Annotated in this window: 23 protein-coding genes and 1 pseudogene; 12 read left to right on the top strand and 12 right to left on the bottom strand. The window is 57.6% G+C overall.

What is annotated here, in order from left to right:
* Nucleotides 1–69 precede the first annotated feature (69 nt).
* The 6 genes from K9U38_RS19195 (at nt 70) to K9U38_RS19170 (ending at nt 4,713) form a co-directional block, all read left to right on the top strand.
* Nucleotides 70–1,065 carry a glycosyltransferase family 2 protein gene (locus tag K9U38_RS19195; RefSeq protein ID WP_224495961.1) on the top strand — a complete coding sequence of 332 codons (996 nt, stop codon included), beginning with the start codon at nt 70–72 and terminating at the stop codon, nt 1,063–1,065.
* Nucleotides 1,034–2,341, top strand: a complete 1,308-nt coding sequence (locus K9U38_RS19190; protein ID WP_224495960.1) for an O-antigen ligase family protein — start codon at nt 1,034–1,036, stop codon at nt 2,339–2,341. The genes K9U38_RS19195 and K9U38_RS19190 overlap by 32 nt, the downstream gene beginning before the upstream one ends.
* Nucleotides 2,342–2,410: 69 nt before the next feature.
* Entirely contained in the window at nt 2,411–3,226 is an 816-nt protein-coding gene (gene proC, locus K9U38_RS19185) for a pyrroline-5-carboxylate reductase (protein WP_224495959.1), read from the top strand.
* A 4-nt stretch (nt 3,227–3,230) separates the two neighbouring features.
* Nucleotides 3,231–4,058 (top strand): urease accessory protein UreD, encoded by an 828-nt coding sequence (locus tag K9U38_RS19180; protein ID WP_224495976.1) that lies wholly within the window; start codon nt 3,231–3,233, stop codon nt 4,056–4,058.
* A 37-nt stretch (nt 4,059–4,095) separates the two neighbouring features.
* Nucleotides 4,096–4,398: an urease subunit gamma gene (locus tag K9U38_RS19175; protein ID WP_224495958.1), complete on the top strand. Its 303-nt coding sequence runs from the start codon at nt 4,096–4,098 to the stop codon at nt 4,396–4,398.
* 9 nt (nt 4,399–4,407) lie between these two features.
* Entirely contained in the window at nt 4,408–4,713 is a 306-nt protein-coding gene (locus K9U38_RS19170; protein ID WP_224495957.1) for an urease subunit beta, read from the top strand.
* 98 nt (nt 4,714–4,811) lie between these two features.
* Here K9U38_RS19170 and K9U38_RS19165 read toward each other — a convergent pair whose 3' ends face one another.
* Nucleotides 4,812–5,192 carry a hypothetical protein gene (locus tag K9U38_RS19165; RefSeq protein ID WP_224495956.1) on the bottom strand — a complete coding sequence of 127 codons (381 nt, stop codon included), beginning with the start codon at nt 5,190–5,192 and terminating at the stop codon, nt 4,812–4,814.
* 175 nt (nt 5,193–5,367) lie between these two features.
* On the opposite strand from K9U38_RS19165, the gene ureC reads away from it, so the two are divergent.
* Genes ureC through ureG form a run of 5 tightly spaced genes read left to right on the top strand, consistent with a single transcriptional unit; the run spans nt 5,368 to nt 9,385 of the window.
* Nucleotides 5,368–7,080: an urease subunit alpha gene (gene ureC / locus K9U38_RS19160; protein WP_224495955.1), complete on the top strand. Its 1,713-nt coding sequence runs from the start codon at nt 5,368–5,370 to the stop codon at nt 7,078–7,080.
* An 11-nt stretch (nt 7,081–7,091) separates the two neighbouring features.
* Nucleotides 7,092–7,604, top strand: a complete 513-nt coding sequence (locus K9U38_RS19155) for a DinB family protein (protein ID WP_224495954.1) — start codon at nt 7,092–7,094, stop codon at nt 7,602–7,604.
* Complete coding sequence (locus K9U38_RS19150; RefSeq protein WP_224495953.1) at nt 7,601–8,104, top strand: urease accessory protein UreE; 504 nt, start codon at nt 7,601–7,603, stop codon at nt 8,102–8,104. The genes K9U38_RS19155 and K9U38_RS19150 overlap by 4 nt, the downstream gene beginning before the upstream one ends.
* Nucleotides 8,070–8,765 carry an urease accessory protein UreF gene (locus K9U38_RS19145; RefSeq protein WP_370632009.1) on the top strand — a complete coding sequence of 232 codons (696 nt, stop codon included), beginning with the start codon at nt 8,070–8,072 and terminating at the stop codon, nt 8,763–8,765. The genes K9U38_RS19150 and K9U38_RS19145 overlap by 35 nt, the downstream gene beginning before the upstream one ends.
* A complete protein-coding gene (gene ureG, locus K9U38_RS19140) occupies nt 8,762–9,385 on the top strand; it encodes an urease accessory protein UreG (RefSeq protein ID WP_224495951.1) in 624 nt (207 codons plus the stop codon). Before K9U38_RS19145 ends, ureG begins: the two co-directional genes overlap by 4 nt.
* Here the strand turns inward: ureG and K9U38_RS19135 are convergent.
* The 8 genes and pseudogenes from K9U38_RS19135 to K9U38_RS19105 all read right to left on the bottom strand — a co-directional run bounded on the left by K9U38_RS19135 (nt 9,368) and on the right by K9U38_RS19105 (nt 15,116).
* Complete coding sequence (locus K9U38_RS19135; RefSeq protein ID WP_224495950.1) at nt 9,368–10,387, bottom strand: LLM class flavin-dependent oxidoreductase; 1,020 nt, start codon at nt 10,385–10,387, stop codon at nt 9,368–9,370. The two genes, ureG and K9U38_RS19135, sit on opposite strands and share 18 nt — an antisense overlap.
* A 99-nt stretch (nt 10,388–10,486) precedes the next feature.
* Nucleotides 10,487–10,684: a hypothetical protein gene (locus K9U38_RS19130; protein WP_224495949.1), complete on the bottom strand. Its 198-nt coding sequence runs from the start codon at nt 10,682–10,684 to the stop codon at nt 10,487–10,489.
* Between the two features lie 329 nt (nt 10,685–11,013).
* On the bottom strand, nt 11,014–11,373 hold the full coding sequence (locus K9U38_RS19125; protein WP_224495948.1) for a hypothetical protein: 360 nt from the start codon (nt 11,371–11,373) through the stop codon (nt 11,014–11,016).
* A gap of 474 nt (nt 11,374–11,847) precedes the next feature.
* A complete protein-coding gene (locus K9U38_RS19120; protein ID WP_224495947.1) occupies nt 11,848–12,036 on the bottom strand; it encodes a hypothetical protein in 189 nt (62 codons plus the stop codon).
* Nucleotides 12,037–12,133: 97 nt separating this feature from the next.
* Complete coding sequence (locus K9U38_RS22160; protein WP_370632008.1) at nt 12,134–12,508, bottom strand: MOFRL family protein; 375 nt, start codon at nt 12,506–12,508, stop codon at nt 12,134–12,136.
* Nucleotides 12,509–12,724: 216 nt separating this feature from the next.
* A pseudogene (locus K9U38_RS22155) lies at nt 12,725–13,390 on the bottom strand (glycerate kinase type-2 family protein); the annotation flags it as partial.
* A 5-nt stretch (nt 13,391–13,395) separates the two neighbouring features.
* A complete protein-coding gene (locus K9U38_RS19110; protein ID WP_224495945.1) occupies nt 13,396–13,707 on the bottom strand; it encodes a Dabb family protein in 312 nt (103 codons plus the stop codon).
* 116 nt (nt 13,708–13,823) lie between these two features.
* Complete coding sequence (locus tag K9U38_RS19105; RefSeq protein WP_224495975.1) at nt 13,824–15,116, bottom strand: amidase; 1,293 nt, start codon at nt 15,114–15,116, stop codon at nt 13,824–13,826.
* Between the two features lie 193 nt (nt 15,117–15,309).
* Between K9U38_RS19105 and K9U38_RS19100 the strand changes: the two genes are divergently transcribed.
* Nucleotides 15,310–15,453 carry a DUF1127 domain-containing protein gene (locus tag K9U38_RS19100; RefSeq protein ID WP_224495944.1) on the top strand — a complete coding sequence of 48 codons (144 nt, stop codon included), beginning with the start codon at nt 15,310–15,312 and terminating at the stop codon, nt 15,451–15,453.
* Nucleotides 15,454–15,515: 62 nt separating this feature from the next.
* On the opposite strand, the gene K9U38_RS19095 is transcribed toward K9U38_RS19100, so the two are convergent.
* From K9U38_RS19095 to K9U38_RS19085, 3 genes are read right to left on the bottom strand one after another with little or no spacing between them, the layout of a single operon-like run.
* Nucleotides 15,516–16,436, bottom strand: a complete 921-nt coding sequence (locus K9U38_RS19095) for a glycosyltransferase family 2 protein (protein ID WP_224495943.1) — start codon at nt 16,434–16,436, stop codon at nt 15,516–15,518.
* Nucleotides 16,437–16,456: 20 nt separating this feature from the next.
* Nucleotides 16,457–18,748, bottom strand: a complete 2,292-nt coding sequence (locus K9U38_RS19090; RefSeq protein WP_224495942.1) for a GumC family protein — start codon at nt 18,746–18,748, stop codon at nt 16,457–16,459.
* Nucleotides 18,749–18,772: 24 nt separating this feature from the next.
* A complete protein-coding gene (locus tag K9U38_RS19085) occupies nt 18,773–20,158 on the bottom strand; it encodes a polysaccharide biosynthesis/export family protein (RefSeq protein WP_224495941.1) in 1,386 nt (461 codons plus the stop codon).
* Nucleotides 20,159–20,428: the final 270 nt, after the last annotated feature.

Raw genomic sequence — 20,428 nt, 5'->3', positions numbered from 1 at the left:
ATGTAATGAAATGTTGAACAACCTACTTCTATAGGTTGAAAGCATAGATAACGGGTAAACATTCGGGCGATGAAGCCGCACATTGAAGCCAATATCAGCATTGTCGCGCAATCGCCCGGTCTTGCACGCGAGTCGATCGACGTTGTCGTGACACTGCCGACATTCAAGCGGCCCGACCACCTTTTGAAGACGCTGGCATCGCTGAGGGCGCAGCAGACCCGCAGACGGTTCGCCATTATCGTCATGGAGAACGAGGCGGAAAAGCGTGAAGGCGCGGATGCGGCCAGACCGCTGTTCGAGAGCGGGGAATGCCAGGGGCTGCTGATCATTGCCCATGATCGAGGGAACTGTAATGCCTACAATGCCGGATGGCTGACAGCGCTGCAGACGTTCCCGAATTTTTCCTCATTGCTGGTCATCGATGACGACGAGATCGCCGACAGTAACTGGCTGGAAAACATGTGCAGTACGCGCGAACGCTACGGCGTCGATTTTGTCGGCGGTCCGCAGATTCCCGTTTTTGCCAGGCCGGAACATGCCGTCTGGTCGAGGCATCCTGTGTTCAGCCCGCATTATGCGCAAACCGGTCCTGTCCCCGTTCTCTATTCGTCTGGCAATCTGCTGGTGGGCCGCAATGTGCTCGAAGCGATGCCGTTTCCATTTCTCGACCTCACATTCAACTATATGGGTGGCGGCGATTCCGATTTCATCAATCGCAGCGTGGTCAAAGGCTTCTCCGTCGCCTGGTGTGCCGAAGCCCCCGTCTTTGAAACCATCCCTGCACGGCGGGTGCAAGCCGACTGGATCCGGGCACGGGCCCTGCGCAATGGCGTGATTTCGACATTGATCGAAAAACGCCAACGCGCCGGCGAGCCTTTCGGCGCGGCCAGGACCATCGGTAAAAGCCTGGCGCTTCTGGCGGTGTCACCCTTGCGCGCCGCAATAAAGGCACTGCAGACGGGTTCATTGTCCATCGGCATCTATCAGGTCTATGTTGGGCTTGGCCGCGTCATGGCTGAATTCGGATATTCCAATGAGCAGTACCGGCAACCTGAAAAGAACTGACACGGCGGATGTCCTGCCGATGCGGCTGGTTTCCAGCCTCGCCGCCGCGTTCATTCTTTCTATCCTGCTGATTTCATTCCGGCCTTTCCAGCCGGCAAGTACTGCCATTGCCGGCAGCGGCGGTGACCTCGTCAATCAGCTCGGCTTCGGCGCGTTGGGCGGCGTGTCTCTTCTTTCCATGCTGGTGCTGGCGAATCCGCGCACACTGATTGCGCTAGCCAGTCCCATGTGGATCGTCATGTTCGGCTTCCTGCTGCTTTCGACGTTTGTTGCCATTGACCCTGGAGCTGCGCAACGCGCCGTCATCTTCACGCTGATCGGCGTGTTGTGCATTGTTGCCGTGCTGGCGTTGCCGCGCGATGCCGACGGATTTTCACTGGCACTTGCAATAGCGGCATTTGCGGTCCTGGCGCTTTCCTACGCTGGCCTCCTCGTCGTACCTGATCTGGCCAAGCATACGGCCAGTGAGATCGAAGCCGAACATGCAGGGCTCTGGCGCGGCATATTCTCCCACAAGAACGTCGCCGGACCCGTGATGGCAGCATTCTCGTTCGGCGGAATTTATCTTATCCGCCGCGGGTGGCGAGGGGCTGGCATCGTCCTCCTGGTTCTCGCCCTGTGGTTTGTGGCCCATACGGGATCGAAGACCTCGACCGCACTGGTGCCTCTGGTCATCTTTCTCGTCATGTTTCCCGGCCTGTTCGGCTTTCGCGTGCTGACGTCGATCTTGATCGCCGCGGCACTGGCCGGTTTCTTCTTTTTCACGATCGGCACCCTGTTTTTTCCCCCCACCCATGATCTTCTTGTCCAGATGGGTACGGATGCGACCTTCACCGGGCGCACTTCGATCTGGCGGTTTGCGCTGGAAAAACTGGTGGAGACGCCATGGCGTGGCTATGGATTTGAAAGCTTCTGGGAGGCGCCGGTCGTGCTCCAGGCCGAAAATCCAAGCTACTACCTCGATTGGGATGTGCGCGGGATCGTGCATGCCCATAATGGCTATCTCGACATCGCCATTGCCATGGGCTTTCCCGCCATGATCTGTGCACTCGTCGTGCTTATTGTGCTGCCGCTTGTCGACTACGCCAGATGCCTGCGAAAGCGCGAGAATGTGTTCATGGCGGATTTCTTCCTGATGTGCCTGACGTTCGCCCTGATGAATGCCTTTCTTGAAAGCTTCTTCTTCCGCCGCGCCGATCCGGTCTGGTTGCTGGTGGTCATGGCATGTTTCGGGCTGCGGATGACCGCGCGTATTCCGATCATGACCCGCGCATAAATTGCATGTGCCTGTTGACCCAACACGCGGGAGCGGATCAAAGTGCCGCAAACTTTACGGGAGAACATGATGGTCGATAATGTGGTGCTGGTCGGATGCGGCAATATGGGTTTTGCCATGCTCAAGGGTTGGCTCGACTCGGGCATATTGAAGCCGGGCCAGGTTCATGTGGTCGAGCCAACCGACACCCTGCGCGAACGCGCTGCGACGCTCGGTGTCCATGCACACGCCAATGCGAGCAGACTGGAAGCGGACCTGCAACCACGGGTCATTACCATCGCGGTCAAGCCGCAGGTCATGCGCGACGTCCTGCCGGCCTATGAACGCTTTGCCGGCGGGGCTACCTTCGTCAGCGTGGCAGCCGGTATCAAGGTGGCGCTCTTCGAAGAATATCTCGGCGAAAAAGCAGCGATCATCCGCACTATCCCCAATACACCGGCGGCAATCGGCAAGGGCATGATCGTCACGTTCCGCAATGCGCACGTGTCCGGCGATGATGCCGATTTCGTCGATCAATTGCTGAAAACAAGCGGTGCCGTTGCGTCGGTCGATGATGAAAGCCTGATTGATGTGGCAACTGCCGTTTCTGGCTCCGGGCCGGCATATGTGTTCCACTTCATCGAGTGCCTGACCGAAGCTGCGGTCGCTGCGGGACTCAAGCGGAAAACCGCCGAACTTCTGGCCATGCAGACTGTCTATGGTGCCGGTGTCCTTGCTGCTTCCAGCGACGATACGCCCACCACGCTGCGCGAGCAGGTGACGAGCCCGAAGGGAACGACCGCCGCCGCGCTGGAAGTGCTTATGGCAAACAACGAGCTCAGGGACCTTCTGACGAAAGCCGTGCATGCCGCACATCGGCGCGCCATCGAGCTGGGTTCCGCCTAAGCGGATGAACGAACCGCCGCCGGCAGATCCGCAGCCAAGACCCCAGCGCGCCTCCGGCTCTGCTCGGCTTACCGTCAAACCGGTCAATGGCCGGACGCGCATTGCAACGCTTTTTCAGGAAGGCTGCGCCAAGATTCGCCTTCCGGAGACCGACAGTCATTCGCTGGAAGCGGTAATGATCAACACCTCCGGCGGATTGACCGGCGGAGACGAGATCAAGTGGCAGTTTGATATTGCCGATGATTGCCTGGCGCAGATCACCACACAGGCCTGCGAGCGCATCTACAGGGCATCGGCCGAGATCGCTCACGTGACGACCGAGCTCAAGGCAGGAGAGCGGGCGTCCTTTGCGTGGCTGCCGCAGGAAACGATCGTCTTCGAAGGCTCCGCATTGCAGCGCAACCTTTCGGTTGATCTTGCCGCAACAAGCCGCGCCCTCATCGTCGAGCCGATTGTCTTCGGCCGCAAGGCGATGGGTGAAGATGTCGAAAAATGCACCTTCCGCGATCGCTGGCGCATTCATCGCAACGGCGTGCTGATCCACGCGGAAGACTTCCATATCGGCCCGGATGCAGCGTCCGCGCTGGGGCGACCTGCCCTCTTCGCGGGGATGCGCACAATGGCCACCGTTCTGCTGCTCGACAATGATGCCGAACGCCATCTGGAGGCGAGCAGAAAAATAATCGGGAAAAAAGGTGGCGCTTCCTTCTGGTCTGGCAAGCTTCTTGCGAGGCTCATCGACAGTGATGCCTATTCGATGAGAAAACGATTGGTGCCGCTGATCGAACTGCTGAATGAAAAGGCAGGGCTGCCTAAAGTCTGGTCAATCTAGGCACAAATCTCATTCGTCGACCGGCCAAGAGGAAAGAATGAATCTGACACCACGGGAAAAAGACAAGCTGCTCATCTCCATGGCGGCCATGGTGGCGCGCAGGCGGCTCGAGCGCGGGGTAAAGCTCAATCATCCGGAAGCCATTGCGTTGATCAGCGATTTCGTTGTGGAGGGCGCCCGCGACGGACGTTCCGTTGCGGATCTCATGGAGGCCGGTGCGCACGTCATCAGCCGCGACCAGGTGATGGAAGGCATTGCGGAAATGATCCACGATATCCAGGTCGAGGCGACGTTTCCTGACGGCACCAAGCTTGTCACCGTTCACGAACCGATCCGTTGAGGAGGCCGCATGATTCCCGGCGAAATCATACCTGCCAAGGGTGACATCGAGCTCAACACCGGCGCCAGCGGCATTACGCTCAAAGTTGCAAATACGGGTGACCGCCCCGTGCAGGTCGGCTCACATTATCATTTCTTCGAAACCAATCCGGCGCTGGAATTTGCCCGAGAACAGGCGCGGGGGATGCGCCTCGACATTGCATCTGGTACCGCAGTCCGGTTCGAGCCGGGACAGGAGCGCGATGTCACGCTCGTGCCCCTCGGCGGGAACCGGACTGTTTACGGGTTTCAGCAGAAGATCATGGGCAAGCTTTGACCGCGATAGCTGACTTCATATCCATGACGAAACGCGACCGGATGCTCAGCACCGATCGCGACGCATGCCATGGATATGCGCCGGGCAAGGCTGGCGGGTCAGCTCGGCTTCTTGGTGACCAGGGTCAACAGCCCCTTGGAATCAAGACTGGCGATCACGACAGCGGACGATGTCAGGCCCTTTTCCTTCAAGGCAGCGGATACTTCCGGCGATTTGTCTATAGACGTGCGGAGTTTCTCAACGTCCGTATCGCTGCGCTTGGCGATCGCTTCATTGACCTGATTCTTGGTGGCTTCAGGAAGTTCGTTGATGTCCACGATATTGATCGTGGTGATTTGTGCTGCACCCGACTGGCCGGATTCACCCTTGGCCGCGGGTTGCTGGGCACTGGGAGCCTGCGGCGCGGCGGACTGCGCGTAGGCAGCCGGGGCGGCCAGCGGGAAAGCCGCACAGAGCGCGAGGGCTATCATCTTTCGCATCGTTATTCCTTTCACGAGATTGGCGAACGATCATCTTCCGATGACGGGCGCACTCCACATGCCAAATTCGATCTGAAGCGGTCAGTGATCGGGTTATTCCAAGGCAATGTAACGGCGGGAATGTGGCGTCAGCCCGTGCCCGCACCCGCCATGACACGCATACAGGGGAAGTCCCATGCCCGCTAGAATCACCCGTTCCGCCTATGCCCGCATGTTTGGTCCGACGACCGGCGACAAGGTGCGGCTGGCCGATACCGAGCTCTTCATCGAGGTAGAGCGGGACTTCACCGTCTATGGCGAAGAGGTGAAATTCGGTGGCGGCAAGGTCATACGTGATGGCATGGGCCAAAGCCAGATCGCACGTGCAGACGGTGCGGTTGATACGGTCATCACCAATGCGCTCGTCGTTGACCATACGGGTATCTACAAGGCCGATGTAGGTCTCAAGGACGGCCTGATTGCTGCAATCGGCAAGGCTGGCAACCCCGATACCCAGCCCGGAGTTTCGATCATTATTGGACCCGGCACGGAAATCATCGCAGGCGAAGGCAAAATTCTCACTGCCGGCGGCATGGACGCGCATATTCATTTCATCTGCCCGCAGCAGATCGAGGAAGCACTGATGTCGGGTATCACGACCATGTTCGGCGGCGGAACCGGGCCGGCGCATGGAACGCTTGCGACGACCTGCACACCTGGCCCATGGCACATCGGGCGGATGATCCAATCCTTCGATGCCATTCCAATGAATATCGGCCTGTCCGGCAAGGGCAATGCTTCCCTGCCGCAAGCGCTGGAAGAGATGATCCTGGGTGGTGCCTGCGCGTTGAAACTGCATGAAGACTGGGGCACGACGCCTGCGGCGATCGACAATTGTCTAAACGTGGCTGATCAGTATGACGTGCAGGTGATGATCCATACCGATACGCTGAATGAAAGCGGGTTTGTCGAGGACACGGTCGCCGCCATCAAGGGGCGTACGATCCACGCCTTTCATACGGAAGGTGCCGGTGGTGGCCATGCCCCCGACATCATCAAGATCTGCGGGCTTGCGCATGTGATTCCATCGTCGACCAATCCGACGCGCCCCTATACCAAGAACACCGTCGCCGAGCACCTCGACATGCTGATGGTATGCCATCATCTATCATCGTCGATCCCAGAGGACGTCGCCTTCGCCGAGAGCCGTATCCGCAAGGAGACAATCGCGGCCGAAGACATCCTGCACGACATCGGCGCCTTTTCCATCATTTCATCCGACAGCCAGGCCATGGGGCGCGTGGGCGAAGTGCTGATCCGCACTTGGCAGACTGCCGACAAGATGAAGCGTCAGCGGGGCGCCCTGCCCCAGGAAACGGGTGACAACGATAATTTCCGGGTGAAACGCTATATTGCCAAATACACGATCAACCCGGCAATTGCACAGGGCGTTTCCCGGCATATCGGCTCGATCGAGGTGGGCAAGCGCGCTGATCTCGTTATGTGGAATCCAGCCTTTTTCGGCGTCAAGCCCGACATGGTCCTGCTTGGTGGTTCCATTGTAGCGGCGCCGATGGGCGATCCCAACGCCTCGATCCCGACACCGCAGCCGGTTCACTACCGCTACATGTTTGGCGGTTTCGGCAAGAATATTTCCAATTCGTCCGTCACCTTCGTCAGCAAGGCCTCGGTAGAGGCTGGACTGCGCCAAACGCTTGGCGTCGACAAACAATTGATCGGTGTCGAAAATACCCGCGGAGGTATTTCCAAAGCTTCGATGATCCACAATGATGCGACGCCCCATGTCGAAGTGGATCCGGAGACCTACGAAGTGAGAGCCGACGGTGAACTTCTGACCTGCGAGCCGGCAACGGTGCTGCCCATGGCGCAGCGCTATTTCCTGTTTTGAGGGAGGACAAGATGAAGGATCAATTCAAGCGGCTCGCCTATTACAACAAATGGGCCAATGGCCGCATATATGCGGCGGCGGGGGCCCTGGACCGTGAAGATTACTTCGCGAACCGGCGGGCATTCTTCAAGTCAGTGCATGGTACACTCAACCATATACTGGCGATCGACAAATTGTGGTTCGGGCGCTTCACCGGCGATCTTTACGCCATACCCTCTCTCGACGTCATCCTGCACGACAATTTCGATGATCTGCACACCGAGCGCCTTGCCTTCGATGATCACATCATCGAGGTGATCGACGGCATGGACGAAGCGTCGATAACGGGCATCCTTCACTGGATCACCACCGAAGGCGAGCCCTATACCTCAACCCTCGATCGCGCGCTCACGCAGATTTTCAACCATCAGACACATCATCGCGGGCAAGTGCACACGCTGCTGACGCAGTTGAGCGGCGATGCTCCGCCAATCGACTTCTTCCTGTGCATGAACCACGATTTCAAGGCGGAGGACTATCAATGATACGGGCGACGGACCACGGCCACGCCGGGCGCTACCCCATTGCCCCATACGATCATGTCGTACTGGCACATGACGAGCGGCATTTGCGGCGCAAGGTGCTGACTTTGTCCAAGGGCGAACATGTACTGGTCGACCTGCCGGAGGCCATCGCGTTCGGCCATGGCGACCTCCTTATTCTTGAAGACGGGCGGACAGCCGAAATCATTGCGGCGGAAGAAGAACTCTACGCGGTCGTGCCGCGCAACCGGCAGCACCTGGCGGAATTGGCCTGGCACCTCGGCAACCGCCACCTGCCCGCGCAACTTGAAGAACACCGGATTGTCATTCTGCGCGATCATGTGATCAGGGCGATGCTGGAAGGACTTGGTGCAAGCATTGTCGAGATTGTTGCACCCTTTCACCCCTTGCGCGGGGCCTATCATGGCGGGCACGGTCATGACCATCATGGACACACCCATGGTCACGATGAAGTGCGCCACCATCATCATGTCCATGACTGACAGTGGCTCGAGCACCGCGCTGTTGCGCCTTATGACCTGGCTTTCTCCGGCCTTTCCGGTGGGCGCGTTTTCCTACAGCCATGGGATTGAGCGGGCAGTGGATGATGGCCTTATCCATGACAGCATGTCGCTCCAGAACTGGCTGAACGATCTCCTGCAATACGGTTCCGTGTGGAACGACGCGGTGTTGTTCGCGGCAGGCTGGCGGGGCGTCGCAACCGACGCGGACGTGAATGCCATTGCGCTACTCGGCGAGGCGATGGCGGGCTCCAAAGAGCGGCATATGGAAACGATGCTGCAGGGCAATGCCTTCCTGCAAGCCATCGGGCATTGGGGCGCGACGAGCCAAGACCTTGCAGGAGATGCCCCCTACCCTGTCGCGGTTGCCGTCGTGGCGGCGAGGAACGACATTGCGCTCGAACCTGCCCTTGCGGCCTACCTTCACGCGGTTCTTTCCAATCTCATTCAGGCTGCGGTGCGCCTTGTACCGCTCGGCCAGAGCCATGGCGTTGCAATCATGGCAAGCATGGAAAAGCCCATCCTGGCGATCGCAGCACGTGCCAGCCGTTCGAGCCTGGATGATCTGGGCTCCGCAGCCATCATGTCCGACATCATGGCCATGCAACATGAAACACAATATTCGAGGGTATTTCGCTCATGATCTCGCAGAATGGACCACTTCGGGTTGGCATTGGCGGGCCGGTCGGCTCCGGCAAGACCACAGTCACCGAGATGCTTTGCAAGGCGTTGCGCGACCGTTACTCGCTCGCCGTCGTCACCAATGACATCTATACGAAGGAAGATGCGCTGATCCTGAACCGGCTTCAGGCGCTTCCCGAGGATCGCATCATGGGTGTCGAGACCGGTGGATGCCCCCATACGGCAATCCGCGAGGACGCGACGATCAACCTTCAGGCGATCGCGGAGATGAACCGGCGGCACCCGGATCTCGACATCGTTTTCATCGAATCAGGCGGAGACAACCTGGCGGCGACTTTCTCGCCGGATCTCGCCGACCTTACCATCTATGTGATTTCCGTGTGCCAAGGGGAAAAGATCCCGCGCAAGGGTGGACCGGGCATCACGCGCTCCGACCTTCTCATCATCAACAAGAAGGATCTGGCCCCTCATGTCGGCGCGGATCTGGACGTGATGGACGCAGACACAAGAATACAGCGGGGCAGCAAACCCTATGTCTTTACGGACATGCTGCGCCGGAGCGGCCTCGACGACGTCATTGCCTTTATCGAAACTGCTGGCGGATTACGACAAGCTGCCTGAGCGTAAGACGGCGTCCGGATTGATCATGACGTCAGCCAGAATCTCATAGGAGCGTATCCTGGCAGCATGATCGAATATCTGTCCCGTCACCATGACTTCGTCAGCGCCAGTGCGCTGGATGAAATCCTGAACGCCGGTTCTGATCGTTTCCGGCGATCCAACGACGCTGCATGACAAGGCCTGGCGCAGGATCGCCTTTGCATGAAGATCCAGCGTTTCCTCATAGTTCTCGACGGGTGCCGGCAACGGCCCGGGTTTACCGGTGCGCAGATTGACGAAGGCCTGCTGCTGCGAGGTTTGCAGGAGTCTTGCCTCGGCGTCGGTGGCCGCAGCGAAAACGTTAAGGCCGAGCATGACATAGGGCCTGTCCAGATGCTCGGAAGGTTCGAACCGAGCCCGATAGATTTCAATGGCGCGCTCCATTTCCGCCGGCGCAAAATGCGACGCGAAGGCATAGGGAAGCCCAAGCGCGGCCGCGAGCTGGGCGCCAAACAGGCTTGAGCCCAGAATCCACACGGGTACCTTGAGCCCTGCCCCCGGCACAGCGATGACACGCTGACCGGGCTCGGGCTCGCGAAAATAGCCCATCAGTTCGACCACATCCTGCGGGAACCCGTTAATGTCCTGGTCCAGGTTACGTCGCAGCGCCTGCGCCGTAATCTGATCCGTGCCGGGCGCGCGGCCAACGCCAAGGTCAATCCGCCCCGGATGCAGGGATGCGAGGGTGCCAAATGCCTCCGCCACCATCAGTGGGGAATGGTTTGGGAGCATGATGCCGCCCGCACCAACGCGGATTTTCGATGTGCCGGCAGCCACATGGGCAATCACCACGGCGGTCGCCGCGCTCGCGATGCCGCGCATGTTATGGTGTTCCGCGAGCCACAGGCGGTTATACCCCAGGCGTTCGGCATGTTGCGCCAGGTCCAGGGAATTGCGGAGGGATTGCGCGGGATCGCTGCCAACGGCAACCGGTGAAAGGTCGAGGACAGATAATGGGGTCATTGGCTTCATATAGGCCAGCAGCCCGCGTGCACAATGATGGCGGGCGGTTTCATGATTCACAAAAATTGAAGCTTTGTTGAATCGGGGAACGGAGTGGCGCTACAGGGCGCGCGACGATTGCAAGCGCAGTTCCAGCCCCATGACGGCACGGGTTTCTTGTGACAATTGTTCGTCCGCTTCGCGCATCGCCGTCTCGATGAAATAGGCGATCATTTCAAAACCTTCATTATCGGCAATGGTGCACAACTTCGAGAGTTCCGCTTTCAACAATTCCAGTGTCTTGGCTCTCTTTGTCATGCTGTTCTCTCCGCATCCCGTGAACCGCAGTCGTACGCTCAAATTATTCTGCCAGCGTGGAGGCAATAGCCATACGACCGATATGCTTATCAACAAATTCCGCGATATCGCTGCGGAAAATCTTGTCGATGGTTAATTGTGTTTGCTGGTAACTATAAGACTTTATATCTCACATTATTCGCAAAGTAAGTGATTTGAAAAGCGCAAATTATGCTTCAAATATTTGTGATTGTGGATTGATTTTTGTCAATTTAATTAAAATTTTACGCAAATACACATAAGTCAATGTTTGCATTAGGAGATTTAATTCGACCTTCGAACAATCATTCCTAAAAACTCGAAAGTTGTACTTTTGCGTTTCCGCATATCGCCCTTGAACCGGATGCTTCCGCCTTGTCGATGATACCAGACGCGAGATCCGAAACGATTTCGACCGCTATATCTTCCGGCAGCCCGGTTTCTCTCATGCCCGCCCGCATGATGACATCACTGGCTTCGTTGGTCCCGCAAATATAGGCTCTCGCCTCGAGCAAGGCTGCTCGTTCGAATTTCTTGTTGCTGATGTCCGTCATGTCTTCCGCAACCGGCTCCTTGTCCTTGATGCTGAAGGAATGAGCTGGCGCCATCCATAGTGTCGAAGCCAAAAGCCCCGCCGCCAGGATAGGAACCGTGGAATTGGTGAAACGCATGATGCTGCCCCTTTCCATCACATTGTAGAGCCGACGCTTTCGTGTCGGCTTCGTTTACTAACAATTAACGGATTGGGGACAGGTTCCGTTCCTTATGCATAGTCAACTGACCGTGATTGGAGCGTGACGCTGTTGTCGAGGTCAGAAATTGCTGCATTGCACCAAACGCATTGCTGCTATGCAATATTGTCTGTATTAAATCAGGACAGTTGAGTTATTCTCAAATCAGGAATTTTCGGCAGCGTCACCTCCTCCCGACACTGTCGAAACGGACGGCCTCTTCTCCTCCCAGAAGGCCTTCCAAAACCAACGAAACCCACCGCACCTCCTCCCGCGGTGGGTTTTGTTTTTTCCGGGCTGTTTCCAAACAAATTAACGTTGTCGTGCACTGCCCTCTGCGAAGAGCGAAAGCGCATGGACGCAAAAACGCCGCCTGCGAATAAATCGGAGGCGGCGCGGGGCAATCAATCGGGATTATTGTGCGGCGGGTTTCGCTGGCGCTTTTGCGGCTTCCGGCGTTGCGCGTGCCGTCAGGGCTTTGGGAGGCGGGACATAATAGGTGTCCTTGGCAGGCAGTGGCCCCGAGGTCGTTGTGCTCGGCTGCGTCGTGCACCCTGCGATGATCGTGAGGGACAGGGCAACCAATGACAGTGCTACTCGCATTCAACATTCCTTTGCATAGGCGCTAGGCGGCGTTCTCGTGAGAATCGATCCCGGTTGACCATCCAATCATGGCGATACCGCGTCAAACGATAGTTACTCAGCGAATCAGGATGGCACGCAGATCATTGACGTTCGTGCCGGTGGGGCCAGGCACGAACAGGTCATCGATCGCGTTGAAGGCTGTCCAGGCATCATTGCTGTTCAGGTGACCCAGGGCATCGTGGCCCTTTGCAAGCAACCGTGCGATGGTGGTGCCGTCGGCGAAAGCGCCGGCGTTATCCTCGGATCCGTCAATGCCGTCAGTATCGGCGGCGAATGCGCTGATGCCATCCGCCCCATCGATATCAATGGCGAGCGCGAGCAGGAATTCGCTGTTACGGCCGCCCTTGCCCTTGCCGCGCACGGTCACCGTCGTTTCACCACCTGAAAGGATTACAACCGGCTTGGCAAAGGGCTGGTTTTTCGAAAGCACCTGCTTGGCCAGTGCGGCATGCACATGGGCAACCTCGCGCGCCTCGCCTTCGATGGCATCGGACAGGATGGCTGCTTCAATTCCCAGATCTCGCGCCGCCTTCGCAGCCGCCTCGAGAGACACTGCCGCCGAAGCGATGAGGTGATGCTCATGCCCGGCAAAAACCGCGTCGGAAGGTTTGGGAGCGTCCGCTTTCGAAGACCGCAGATGCTTCAACGCCGCTTCCGGAAGATCAAGTCTGTAGCGCTCGACAATCCGCAATGCATCGTCCCGCGTGGTTTCGTCGGTTACAGTCGGCCCGGACGCGACAAATGCAGGATTGTCGCCGGGGATGTCCGAGACGATCAACGAAAACACCCGGGCCGGATAGGCAGCGGCGGCAAGACGGCCACCCTTTATCGTCGACAAATGCTTGCGGACGGCATTCATTGCCGAAATCGGTGCACCGGACGCCAGCAGGATTTTGTTGACGGCAATTTCGTCCTCAAGTGTCATGCCCTCCGGAGGCGAAGGAAGCAATGCGGAACCGCCCCCGGAAATCAGGGCGACGACCAGATCGTCCGCTGTCAAATTCGACACGGTTTCAATGAGGCGTTTGGAAGCAACCAGCCCCGCAGCGTCCGGAACGGGATGCGATGCTTCAATGATCTCGATATGCTGGCAGGGAGCGCCAAAGCCATAGCGGGTGACCACTACCCCTTCAAGCGGTCCGTCCCAGACCTTCTCGAAGGCACTGGCCATTTGCGCGGACCCTTTGCCGGCGCCTATGACAATGGTACGTCCCTTTGGTTTCGGCGGCAGATGCGCCGAGATGGTCCGCTGGGGGTCCGCAGCATCGACAGCCGCCTGAAACAGTCTTGTAAAGAATTCCCTGTCCTGCATGAGCTTCAAACTTCCATGTCAAATACGAGTACACCGTCGGCGCCGCCAACTGTCGATGCCACGATGTTCCTGGCAATTATCTGGTGTTGGGGATCAACGAGATAGGCATCCCGGGCGGCGGCATCTTCGAAATCGAGGATGAAGCCTTCAGAAAAACCCTTGTCCATTCCAGCTTCAGGACTGACATTCACCCCCGCCTTCAACGCAACGGCGCCCGGCAGTTTTGCGCACAAAACCTCCAGCGCGCGATAGATGGCTTGCCGATCGGTTGTCGGGACTTCGTCACGGAAATGGAGGAACACACAATGGCGGATCACGAGAGCAACTTTCTATCGGCCGGGGATTGAATATTGGTTGCGCATCCTGACCGGATTGCTGGAAATTGCGAGCGCTATTTCGTCATTTCCCAAAATAACATCCGATGCTTTTCTGACTACATCGCTTTCGATTGAAGCTGTTCAACGGAGAGCGCCATAGCCAATAGCCTGCGGTCCGCGCCATGTTGCGCCGCAAGCATCAGGCCGGCCGGGATCGACAAACCTGGCATCGGCAGGCTGACCGCCGTCAGGTCAAACTGGTTGGCAATCTGGGTGTTGCGCAGGAGCAGCGCCTCGGTCTGCTTGTAGAAATCGTCGCTCGCGACCGATGCTATCGATGGTGCGGCGATAGGCGTTGTCGGCAGCGCGAGCAGATCGTATTCGGCCATTCGCTCATCCATTTGACGAACAAGTTCCTGCCGCCTCCGCATGGCGCCGATATATTCGGATTCTGTCACCTGCAAACGCCGGAGAAGCGGCCGCCTGACACGCTGGTCAACGTCCAGGGTTTCATCGTGCAGCCATTCGGCGTGTATCCGGCTTCCCTCGATGCCAGCGATCGAACCGATTGACGTGGCCTCGGCCATTGCCTCGATCAAATCATCAATGGAGCAGTCAGCGACCACTGCGCCTGCTCTCCTGAAAGCTTCGATGTTGCGATCGAAGGCGCGGGCGATGGGACCCTCGGTTGACGCAAACAGGGACCCGACAGGCACACCAATGCGCAGACCACTAAGCGAAATCGGATCGGGTATCTTGATCGCTTCGCCTGCCATTGCTGCGTCCGCAATCGCACAGTCAGAAACGGAACGAGCCAGCGGGCCAATGGAATCGAGGCTTGGCGACAGGGGGAAAGCACCACGGAGTGGCACCCGTCGTGCAGTCGGTTTGAAGCCAACTACGCCATTCAGTGCTGCCGGAATACGCACGGAGCCGCCGGTATCCGATCCTATTGCGATCTCGCTCGTGCCTTCTGCCACTGATATGCCAGCACCGGTGGATGAACCGCCGGCAATCCGTTCTGCATCGACGCCATTGCCTGCATCCGGATAGTGCGGATTGAGACCCACCGCAGTGAAGGCAAACTCGGTCATGAGCGTCTTGCCGATGATGATTGCTCCGGCATTCCGGAGTCTTTCGACGACCTCCGCATCCCTGGATGCAGGGGCAGCGGTCTTGCGAATGACCGAACCAGCGAGTGTCGGCTCACCTGCTATGTCGAAAAGGTCCTTGATCGAAACAATCCGGCCATCGAGGGGACCGAGGGTGTTGCCATCTTTCGCACGCCTGTCGGCGGCATCTGCCTCGTTGCGGGCCGTATCAGCATATAATTTTACAAACGCCCGCTCATCGTTCGCACGCTTGCTGAGGCGAGCCAGAATGTTTTCCAGCCTTTCGCGGGCCAACATTTGTTGAGATGACAAGGTCGCTTCTCCACGATGCTAGGGTCTGCTTCCGTTATAGCCGGAGCATGCCGCAGCTTGAAGCCCTTTGTTGCCATGCAGCAAGATCAATGCTGCCCTGCAACATTGATCATTTTCAATCGATACAAATCACAACACATTGTTTGCAGGGAGGGCAAAAAACAAAAGGGGTATGAAAATGAGCCTTCGCCACCGCATCCAAAAATATCGCCAGTACCGGCAGAACCTCTACGAGCTTCGGCTCTGCACCGACCGCAATCTTGCTGATCTAGGCATCAACCGCACCGACATACGCCGTATCGCCTGGGCCGCCTGCGACTGACCGGATCCTGGATTTCAGGTGGAGGCGCCCGCGAACGAACTTTCGGGCGCCGTTTGCATGAGCTAGTCGGTTTTTTCCACGGTCAGAATGCCGTTTGGCGAAATTCTGCCCCTGACAAGATCGAGCAGGGCCAAGGCATTGCCTTTCAGGCGCCCTTTCCGATCTATCCAAGACTCCGGCGACAAGCTGCCAAACGCATTGGCCAGGATATTCTTGGTTGCCATGGTCAGAGCCATCGAGGTCAGCATTGTGCCCTTTCGAGCCAGATAATGCGGATTGGCAATCTGTGAGTATCCCAGCTTGATCCCTGATGTTCGTCCACTCTTGACGCCCAGGTGGATGCCCCGCTGCTTGTTGGATTTTACGATCCGCCCATGTTTTGCGAGCAGGCGGCTCAGGTCCACATCCTCCAGCCAGCAATAAAGCGGCAAGTTCTCGTCAAACCAGAGGTTGTGGCGCCTGAGGACATCCATGCGCAGAGACATGTTGCAGCCATAGCCGTTATAGACCTCTTCAAGAACTTCAGGGCCTTCTTCCGGGTTCTGAAGGAAGGCTTTCAAGATCACGGAACCCTCCGATACCTGGATCCCGGGTGTCCCGATACCGTCGACGAGGACATCACCTGTCGCAACGACGATATCCCTTTGCTCTAGAAACAACCGCTCAACTTCCGCGATATAGTTGGGTGCCATGAGAAAATCGTCGTCAAGAAAGACGAGGACATCCATATCGGCAAGCTCTTTAAGAATCTCGTTGCGCTGCTTGGCCAATCCTGACGATGAAATCAGCGTCGTTACCGGCACCGTCATGCCATCGCCGATGTTTTCGGGAACGTCCGACGGCTTCAATGTACAAAGGACGATCTTCTCCGGCAGACACGTTTGCTTGTCGATCAACGGAACGGTGCCGGCCAGAATATCGGCCCGTCCTGTTGAAGGTATGCCAACCCCAATTCTTAGCTGACGTTTTACATCAGACGCCATGTCTTACTCCACCCCTAGAGCTAGTTGAACAATCTTGAATGTTGTCTTTTAACCCATCCCGCGGCAGGAGCCGTTGCCTTGCTGGTGCGTAGTGTGTTGAAGACGACGCCAACAGAATCTGTGTCGAGCCCCCCGCAGCTCGCGATTGCGGCATTGAGCACATCCAGCGTTACCCGTTGCTGATCGCCAACGGCCAGCACGACACAATCGACAATGGCACTGACAATGCGCGCATCGGCCGTCGATTTCAGGTCAGGCAGGTCGAGAATGATGATGTCATGCTGCTCCCGGAGCCTGTCCAGATGGGCCTCGAGCGCCTGAAGGTTAAGGTATCGGTATGATTGGTTGGAGTTGTGTGTGATCTCATCGACCACCATCAGAGCGGGCGGTGTAATCACGGATACCGAGGGATAGGGCTCACCCGGTCGGGGTTCCTCTGCCTTCGCAACGTCCTGATGGCTGTTCTCCTTTCCGGCAGCGGCACGTTGACGACGGCTCTTGCCGATCGAGGGGACCACCACTTCTTCGGTCAGGTGATGCATCGGTTGGGTAAGCGTTGCAAAGACCCGGCTCAATGTAGGATTCGATGCACAGGCATCGATGAGCATCGTTCGCGAACCCGTGGCCGCGTAAAGCTGGGCAAGATTGCTCGCAATCGTCGTCTTCCCCTCACCCGGCAGTGCCGATGTAATGCCGATCACCTTTGCGCCCTGACGGCGCAATATCAGATCCAGCGATGCCTTGGTGCTGCGTACAGCATCGGAAAAGGCTTCGTTGGGGTGGTCCATGACATAGCTCAAGAGTTTGAACTGGTCTTGTGAAGATGACTTCGTAATGGCCCTGCTCGGAACATAGGGCAATGTGCCGAGCCGGTTCAGACCGAGCTCCCGGCGAAGGCGCCCGTCGGTCTTGATCCTGCGGTCGCTTACTTCCCGTACTGCCGAAATGGCGAGGCCGGTCAGACTACCCAAGACAACGGACAGCGCCAGAATCAGCGAGCCCTTGGGCCACGACTTGCCGAGAGGCGTAGCAGCCTCCGAGACCAACCGGGAGTCGCCCACCGGGAAGGATTCCTGCTGCAGGGCTGAGATGAGCTGCTGCATGACACTCTGGTACATCTGTCGATAGGTGTTGGCGCGGCTCTCCAGTTCTCCGAGCTGGACACGCGCCATGCCCTTGTCCAGGCCAGACTTTATCGTGGCCTGCAACTGCTCGTTGACGTATTGTTCGCGGCGCTGTGCGGCTTCAAGGTTGGACCTGTAAACCTGGCCGATACGAACCAGTTCCGCGCGCACTTCGCCCTTCAGCCGCGCAATTTCCTGCTCTGCCGCCTGTACTGCTGTGCCGCTGTCACCGTAACGGCTCTTCAATTCCTGCAGCTGGGTGGAAGCAGCATTGAGGCGCTCGCGCAGCGCCGTGATCTGGATGCTGCGCAAGGCTTCATCAACGTAACCATCGACCGGCGTATCGGACTGCAGGAAACGCTCGATCATGGCAAGCTTGGCTTTCTCGGCGGCGGTGTCAGCCTTTGCCGCAGAAAGCTGCGTGTTGGTTTCGGCGAGCTGCTGCTCATCGAGAGACGTGGCGCCAGCCTGTGAAATATGATTCTGGTTGCGGAAATCCTCGACGGCCTGCGCAGACTCATTGGCCTGCTTGCTGATTTCGGCGAGACGGCTTTCCAGCCACCCGGCGCCACTCTTCGCCGCCGTTGATTTGGCCTCCAGGCCAGCCTTGATATAGGCTTGTGCGGTCGCGTTGGCGACGGACGCTGCCTTTACCGGATCCGTAGATGTGTAGGCCACGTCAAGGACATAGGACTGGCCGACGCGCCACACCCGCAAGCGCTCCAGAAATCCGGCGACGGTCTTTCGCATCACCCACTCGGGAGCAATGGGAGCCGCTTCGTCTTCGTGACGCCAAAACATGACATAGGACAGTAGGGAGCGGCCTTCCTGCAGCTCTGGATCCTCCGTCATCCCAAGCTCTTCGATGACACTCTTGGCCATGGCTTCGGACCGGATGATTTCCACCTGGCTTTCAACCTCGCCTGTTTCGATCACGATCGTTCCCGAAACGGCGTCCTGTGAGGCGATACGGGCCTGTTCCGGATCGATGACGATACGGGCAGTTGCGGTGAAGGTCGGCTCCGCCACCGAAAGATAGACGATGCCGAGAACGGTGAACGCCATCGCCGAGCCTGCAATGGTTTTCCAGTTGCGTACGAGAAAGCCGACGATATCCCGCAGACCAATGAGGTTTGCCTCGGCCTGGTTGTCGTCCGACGAAACATCAGTTTGCCTATGTCTTTGCATGCGCGTATTCCAAAGCCCCATTGCTTATTGAGTGTTCTTATTATGCTGCTCGCCGATGCCGGCTGCAGCAGGGATTGGCAAAGCGACGGCGACACCCTCGGTCGATTGCGACGAGTTTGCCGGCTGGACACCTGCTGTTGTTCTGCCCGAGAATTTCACGTTGAGAGACGCCCTGAGCACATCCCCCGGTACAAGTACCGTATCTTCGTCTGCTGCCATCTCGACAGGCTGCCCTTGCGTCTTTCTGACGATTGCAAATACCAGATCCGGCTCCTGCTTTTCGCCCGGTTTCTGGCCGGCGATGATGGAACCGGCAGCCACGAGGAGCCGCTGCGCAGTCTCCTGCCTTACCTTGAGCTGGTCCAGGGCAGCCTGCGCGGTCTGCAGCTCGGTGGAGGCCGTCGTCTGGCGCTGGCTGATGAGATTTTGCGAATCACGGCTGGCCTGGCTGATGTTCTGGCGGGCCCGCATGATGGCGGTGACCTGGTCCAGCCGGTCAGACTGCAATGCCGTTATGATGCGCTGCAGTTCCGACTGCCGGGAGGTTGTTGCAATGCCGCGTTCGACGAGCGGCTTAACAGCCTCCAGCTCTTCGTCCATCAACTTGATCTGCTTTTCCTGTCCGGCGACCTTTTCCTGCAGAACCTTGATCTCGTCAGCGAAAAGCTGGCGCAGTGCTTCGAGGTTTTCGAGCTGACGATCGATCCCGTTTGCCTGGGCGGTGAAGACGGCACGTTCCTCGGCAAAAATTGCATCGACACTGGGGGCGTCGGCCATTTCCGTCAGGTTGTCGGGAAACTGGATTTCCTTTGCACCAGCAACCTCCGCCTTCAGGCGGGCGATTCGGGCAAGGGTGCGGACCATCTCGCCGTGTACCGCCTGCAATTCTCCAAGGTACTGGATCTGCTCAACGGTTCTCGCCTCCTCCCGCGGGCGATAGCGGCCGCCAGCAAGTGCGACGGCCTGCAAGACAGTCAGCCCCGGACGGAAGCGGTACTCTCCGGGCCGCTCCACATTGCCGACAAGAAATACCGGCGGATATTCGACAATCTGGACGGCGACGTTGGGCATTGCAACGAGGCCTGTCGTCTTCTGGATTCGCTTTGCCACTTCCGTTGCCATGGTTGCCGTATCCATGGCCGACACTTCAAGCGTGCCAACCAGCGGCAATAGCACCGTTCCCGATTCGGAGATCGCGTATTCGCCGTTCAATGCCGTCCATTCGCGGTATTCACCGCGCGAGGCGACCCATTCGACGACCGTCAACCTTACTCGTGTATAAGGAGCAAGCTTGTATGCGTCATCCGCCTGTGAAGGCAAAGGAGAAACGGCAAGCGCAAGCACTGCAAACGCTGCAGTCAGAATGGTCCGAACGATCACACGGATCGACCCTGCAAACCTTAGCCCCATCATACTTTGCCCCAGAACAATTTCTTACGAATCTTGCTGTTAATATTATAAGGCTCAGCACAGGTGACAATTAATCAATGATAGATTTCACATAATGAATTCGACGTACCGGAATCTGAATTTTCTTTAGATTTCAAACATCGGGCGAGCAACTTAATCCCTTATGATTATACCGCCCGAATCTGGTGCAAAAACCCAAGTTTTGGGCAATTGCTTTGCTTAAAAATTACTCTCCTACCTAGTATTACCATAACGTTTAACTCCTATTAT

Source organism: Phyllobacterium lublinensis (genome assembly GCF_020164435.1).
Taxonomy (GTDB): domain Bacteria; phylum Pseudomonadota; class Alphaproteobacteria; order Rhizobiales; family Rhizobiaceae; genus Phyllobacterium; species Phyllobacterium lublinensis.
Note: the sequence above shows the minus strand (reverse complement) of the source record. Positions and strands in the feature narration are given on the sequence as shown.

What these genes read in the sequence shown, in the direction of transcription:
- K9U38_RS19195 (WP_224495961.1), top strand. Translation starts at nt 70, where the DNA reads ATGAAGCCGCACATTGAAGCCAATATCAGCATTGTCGCGCAATCGCCC.
- K9U38_RS19190 (WP_224495960.1), top strand. Translation starts at nt 1,034, where the DNA reads ATGAGCAGTACCGGCAACCTGAAAAGAACTGACACGGCGGATGTCCTG.
- proC (WP_224495959.1), top strand. Translation starts at nt 2,411, where the DNA reads ATGGTCGATAATGTGGTGCTGGTCGGATGCGGCAATATGGGTTTTGCC.
- K9U38_RS19180 (WP_224495976.1), top strand. Translation starts at nt 3,231, where the DNA reads ATGAACGAACCGCCGCCGGCAGATCCGCAGCCAAGACCCCAGCGCGCC.
- K9U38_RS19175 (WP_224495958.1), top strand. Translation starts at nt 4,096, where the DNA reads ATGAATCTGACACCACGGGAAAAAGACAAGCTGCTCATCTCCATGGCG.
- K9U38_RS19170 (WP_224495957.1), top strand. Translation starts at nt 4,408, where the DNA reads ATGATTCCCGGCGAAATCATACCTGCCAAGGGTGACATCGAGCTCAAC.
- K9U38_RS19165 (WP_224495956.1), bottom strand. Translation starts at nt 5,192, where the DNA reads ATGCGAAAGATGATAGCCCTCGCGCTCTGTGCGGCTTTCCCGCTGGCC.
- ureC (WP_224495955.1), top strand. Translation starts at nt 5,368, where the DNA reads ATGCCCGCTAGAATCACCCGTTCCGCCTATGCCCGCATGTTTGGTCCG.
- K9U38_RS19155 (WP_224495954.1), top strand. Translation starts at nt 7,092, where the DNA reads ATGAAGGATCAATTCAAGCGGCTCGCCTATTACAACAAATGGGCCAAT.
- K9U38_RS19150 (WP_224495953.1), top strand. Translation starts at nt 7,601, where the DNA reads ATGATACGGGCGACGGACCACGGCCACGCCGGGCGCTACCCCATTGCC.
- K9U38_RS19145 (WP_370632009.1), top strand. Translation starts at nt 8,070, where the DNA reads ATGAAGTGCGCCACCATCATCATGTCCATGACTGACAGTGGCTCGAGC.
- ureG (WP_224495951.1), top strand. Translation starts at nt 8,762, where the DNA reads ATGATCTCGCAGAATGGACCACTTCGGGTTGGCATTGGCGGGCCGGTC.
- K9U38_RS19135 (WP_224495950.1), bottom strand. Translation starts at nt 10,387, where the DNA reads ATGACCCCATTATCTGTCCTCGACCTTTCACCGGTTGCCGTTGGCAGC.
- K9U38_RS19130 (WP_224495949.1), bottom strand. Translation starts at nt 10,684, where the DNA reads ATGACAAAGAGAGCCAAGACACTGGAATTGTTGAAAGCGGAACTCTCG.
- K9U38_RS19125 (WP_224495948.1), bottom strand. Translation starts at nt 11,373, where the DNA reads ATGCGTTTCACCAATTCCACGGTTCCTATCCTGGCGGCGGGGCTTTTG.
- K9U38_RS19120 (WP_224495947.1), bottom strand. Translation starts at nt 12,036, where the DNA reads ATGCGAGTAGCACTGTCATTGGTTGCCCTGTCCCTCACGATCATCGCA.
- K9U38_RS19105 (WP_224495975.1), bottom strand. Translation starts at nt 15,116, where the DNA reads ATGTTGGCCCGCGAAAGGCTGGAAAACATTCTGGCTCGCCTCAGCAAG.
- K9U38_RS19100 (WP_224495944.1), top strand. Translation starts at nt 15,310, where the DNA reads ATGAGCCTTCGCCACCGCATCCAAAAATATCGCCAGTACCGGCAGAAC.
- K9U38_RS19095 (WP_224495943.1), bottom strand. Translation starts at nt 16,436, where the DNA reads ATGGCGTCTGATGTAAAACGTCAGCTAAGAATTGGGGTTGGCATACCT.
- K9U38_RS19090 (WP_224495942.1), bottom strand. Translation starts at nt 18,748, where the DNA reads ATGCAAAGACATAGGCAAACTGATGTTTCGTCGGACGACAACCAGGCC.
- K9U38_RS19085 (WP_224495941.1), bottom strand. Translation starts at nt 20,158, where the DNA reads ATGGGGCTAAGGTTTGCAGGGTCGATCCGTGTGATCGTTCGGACCATT.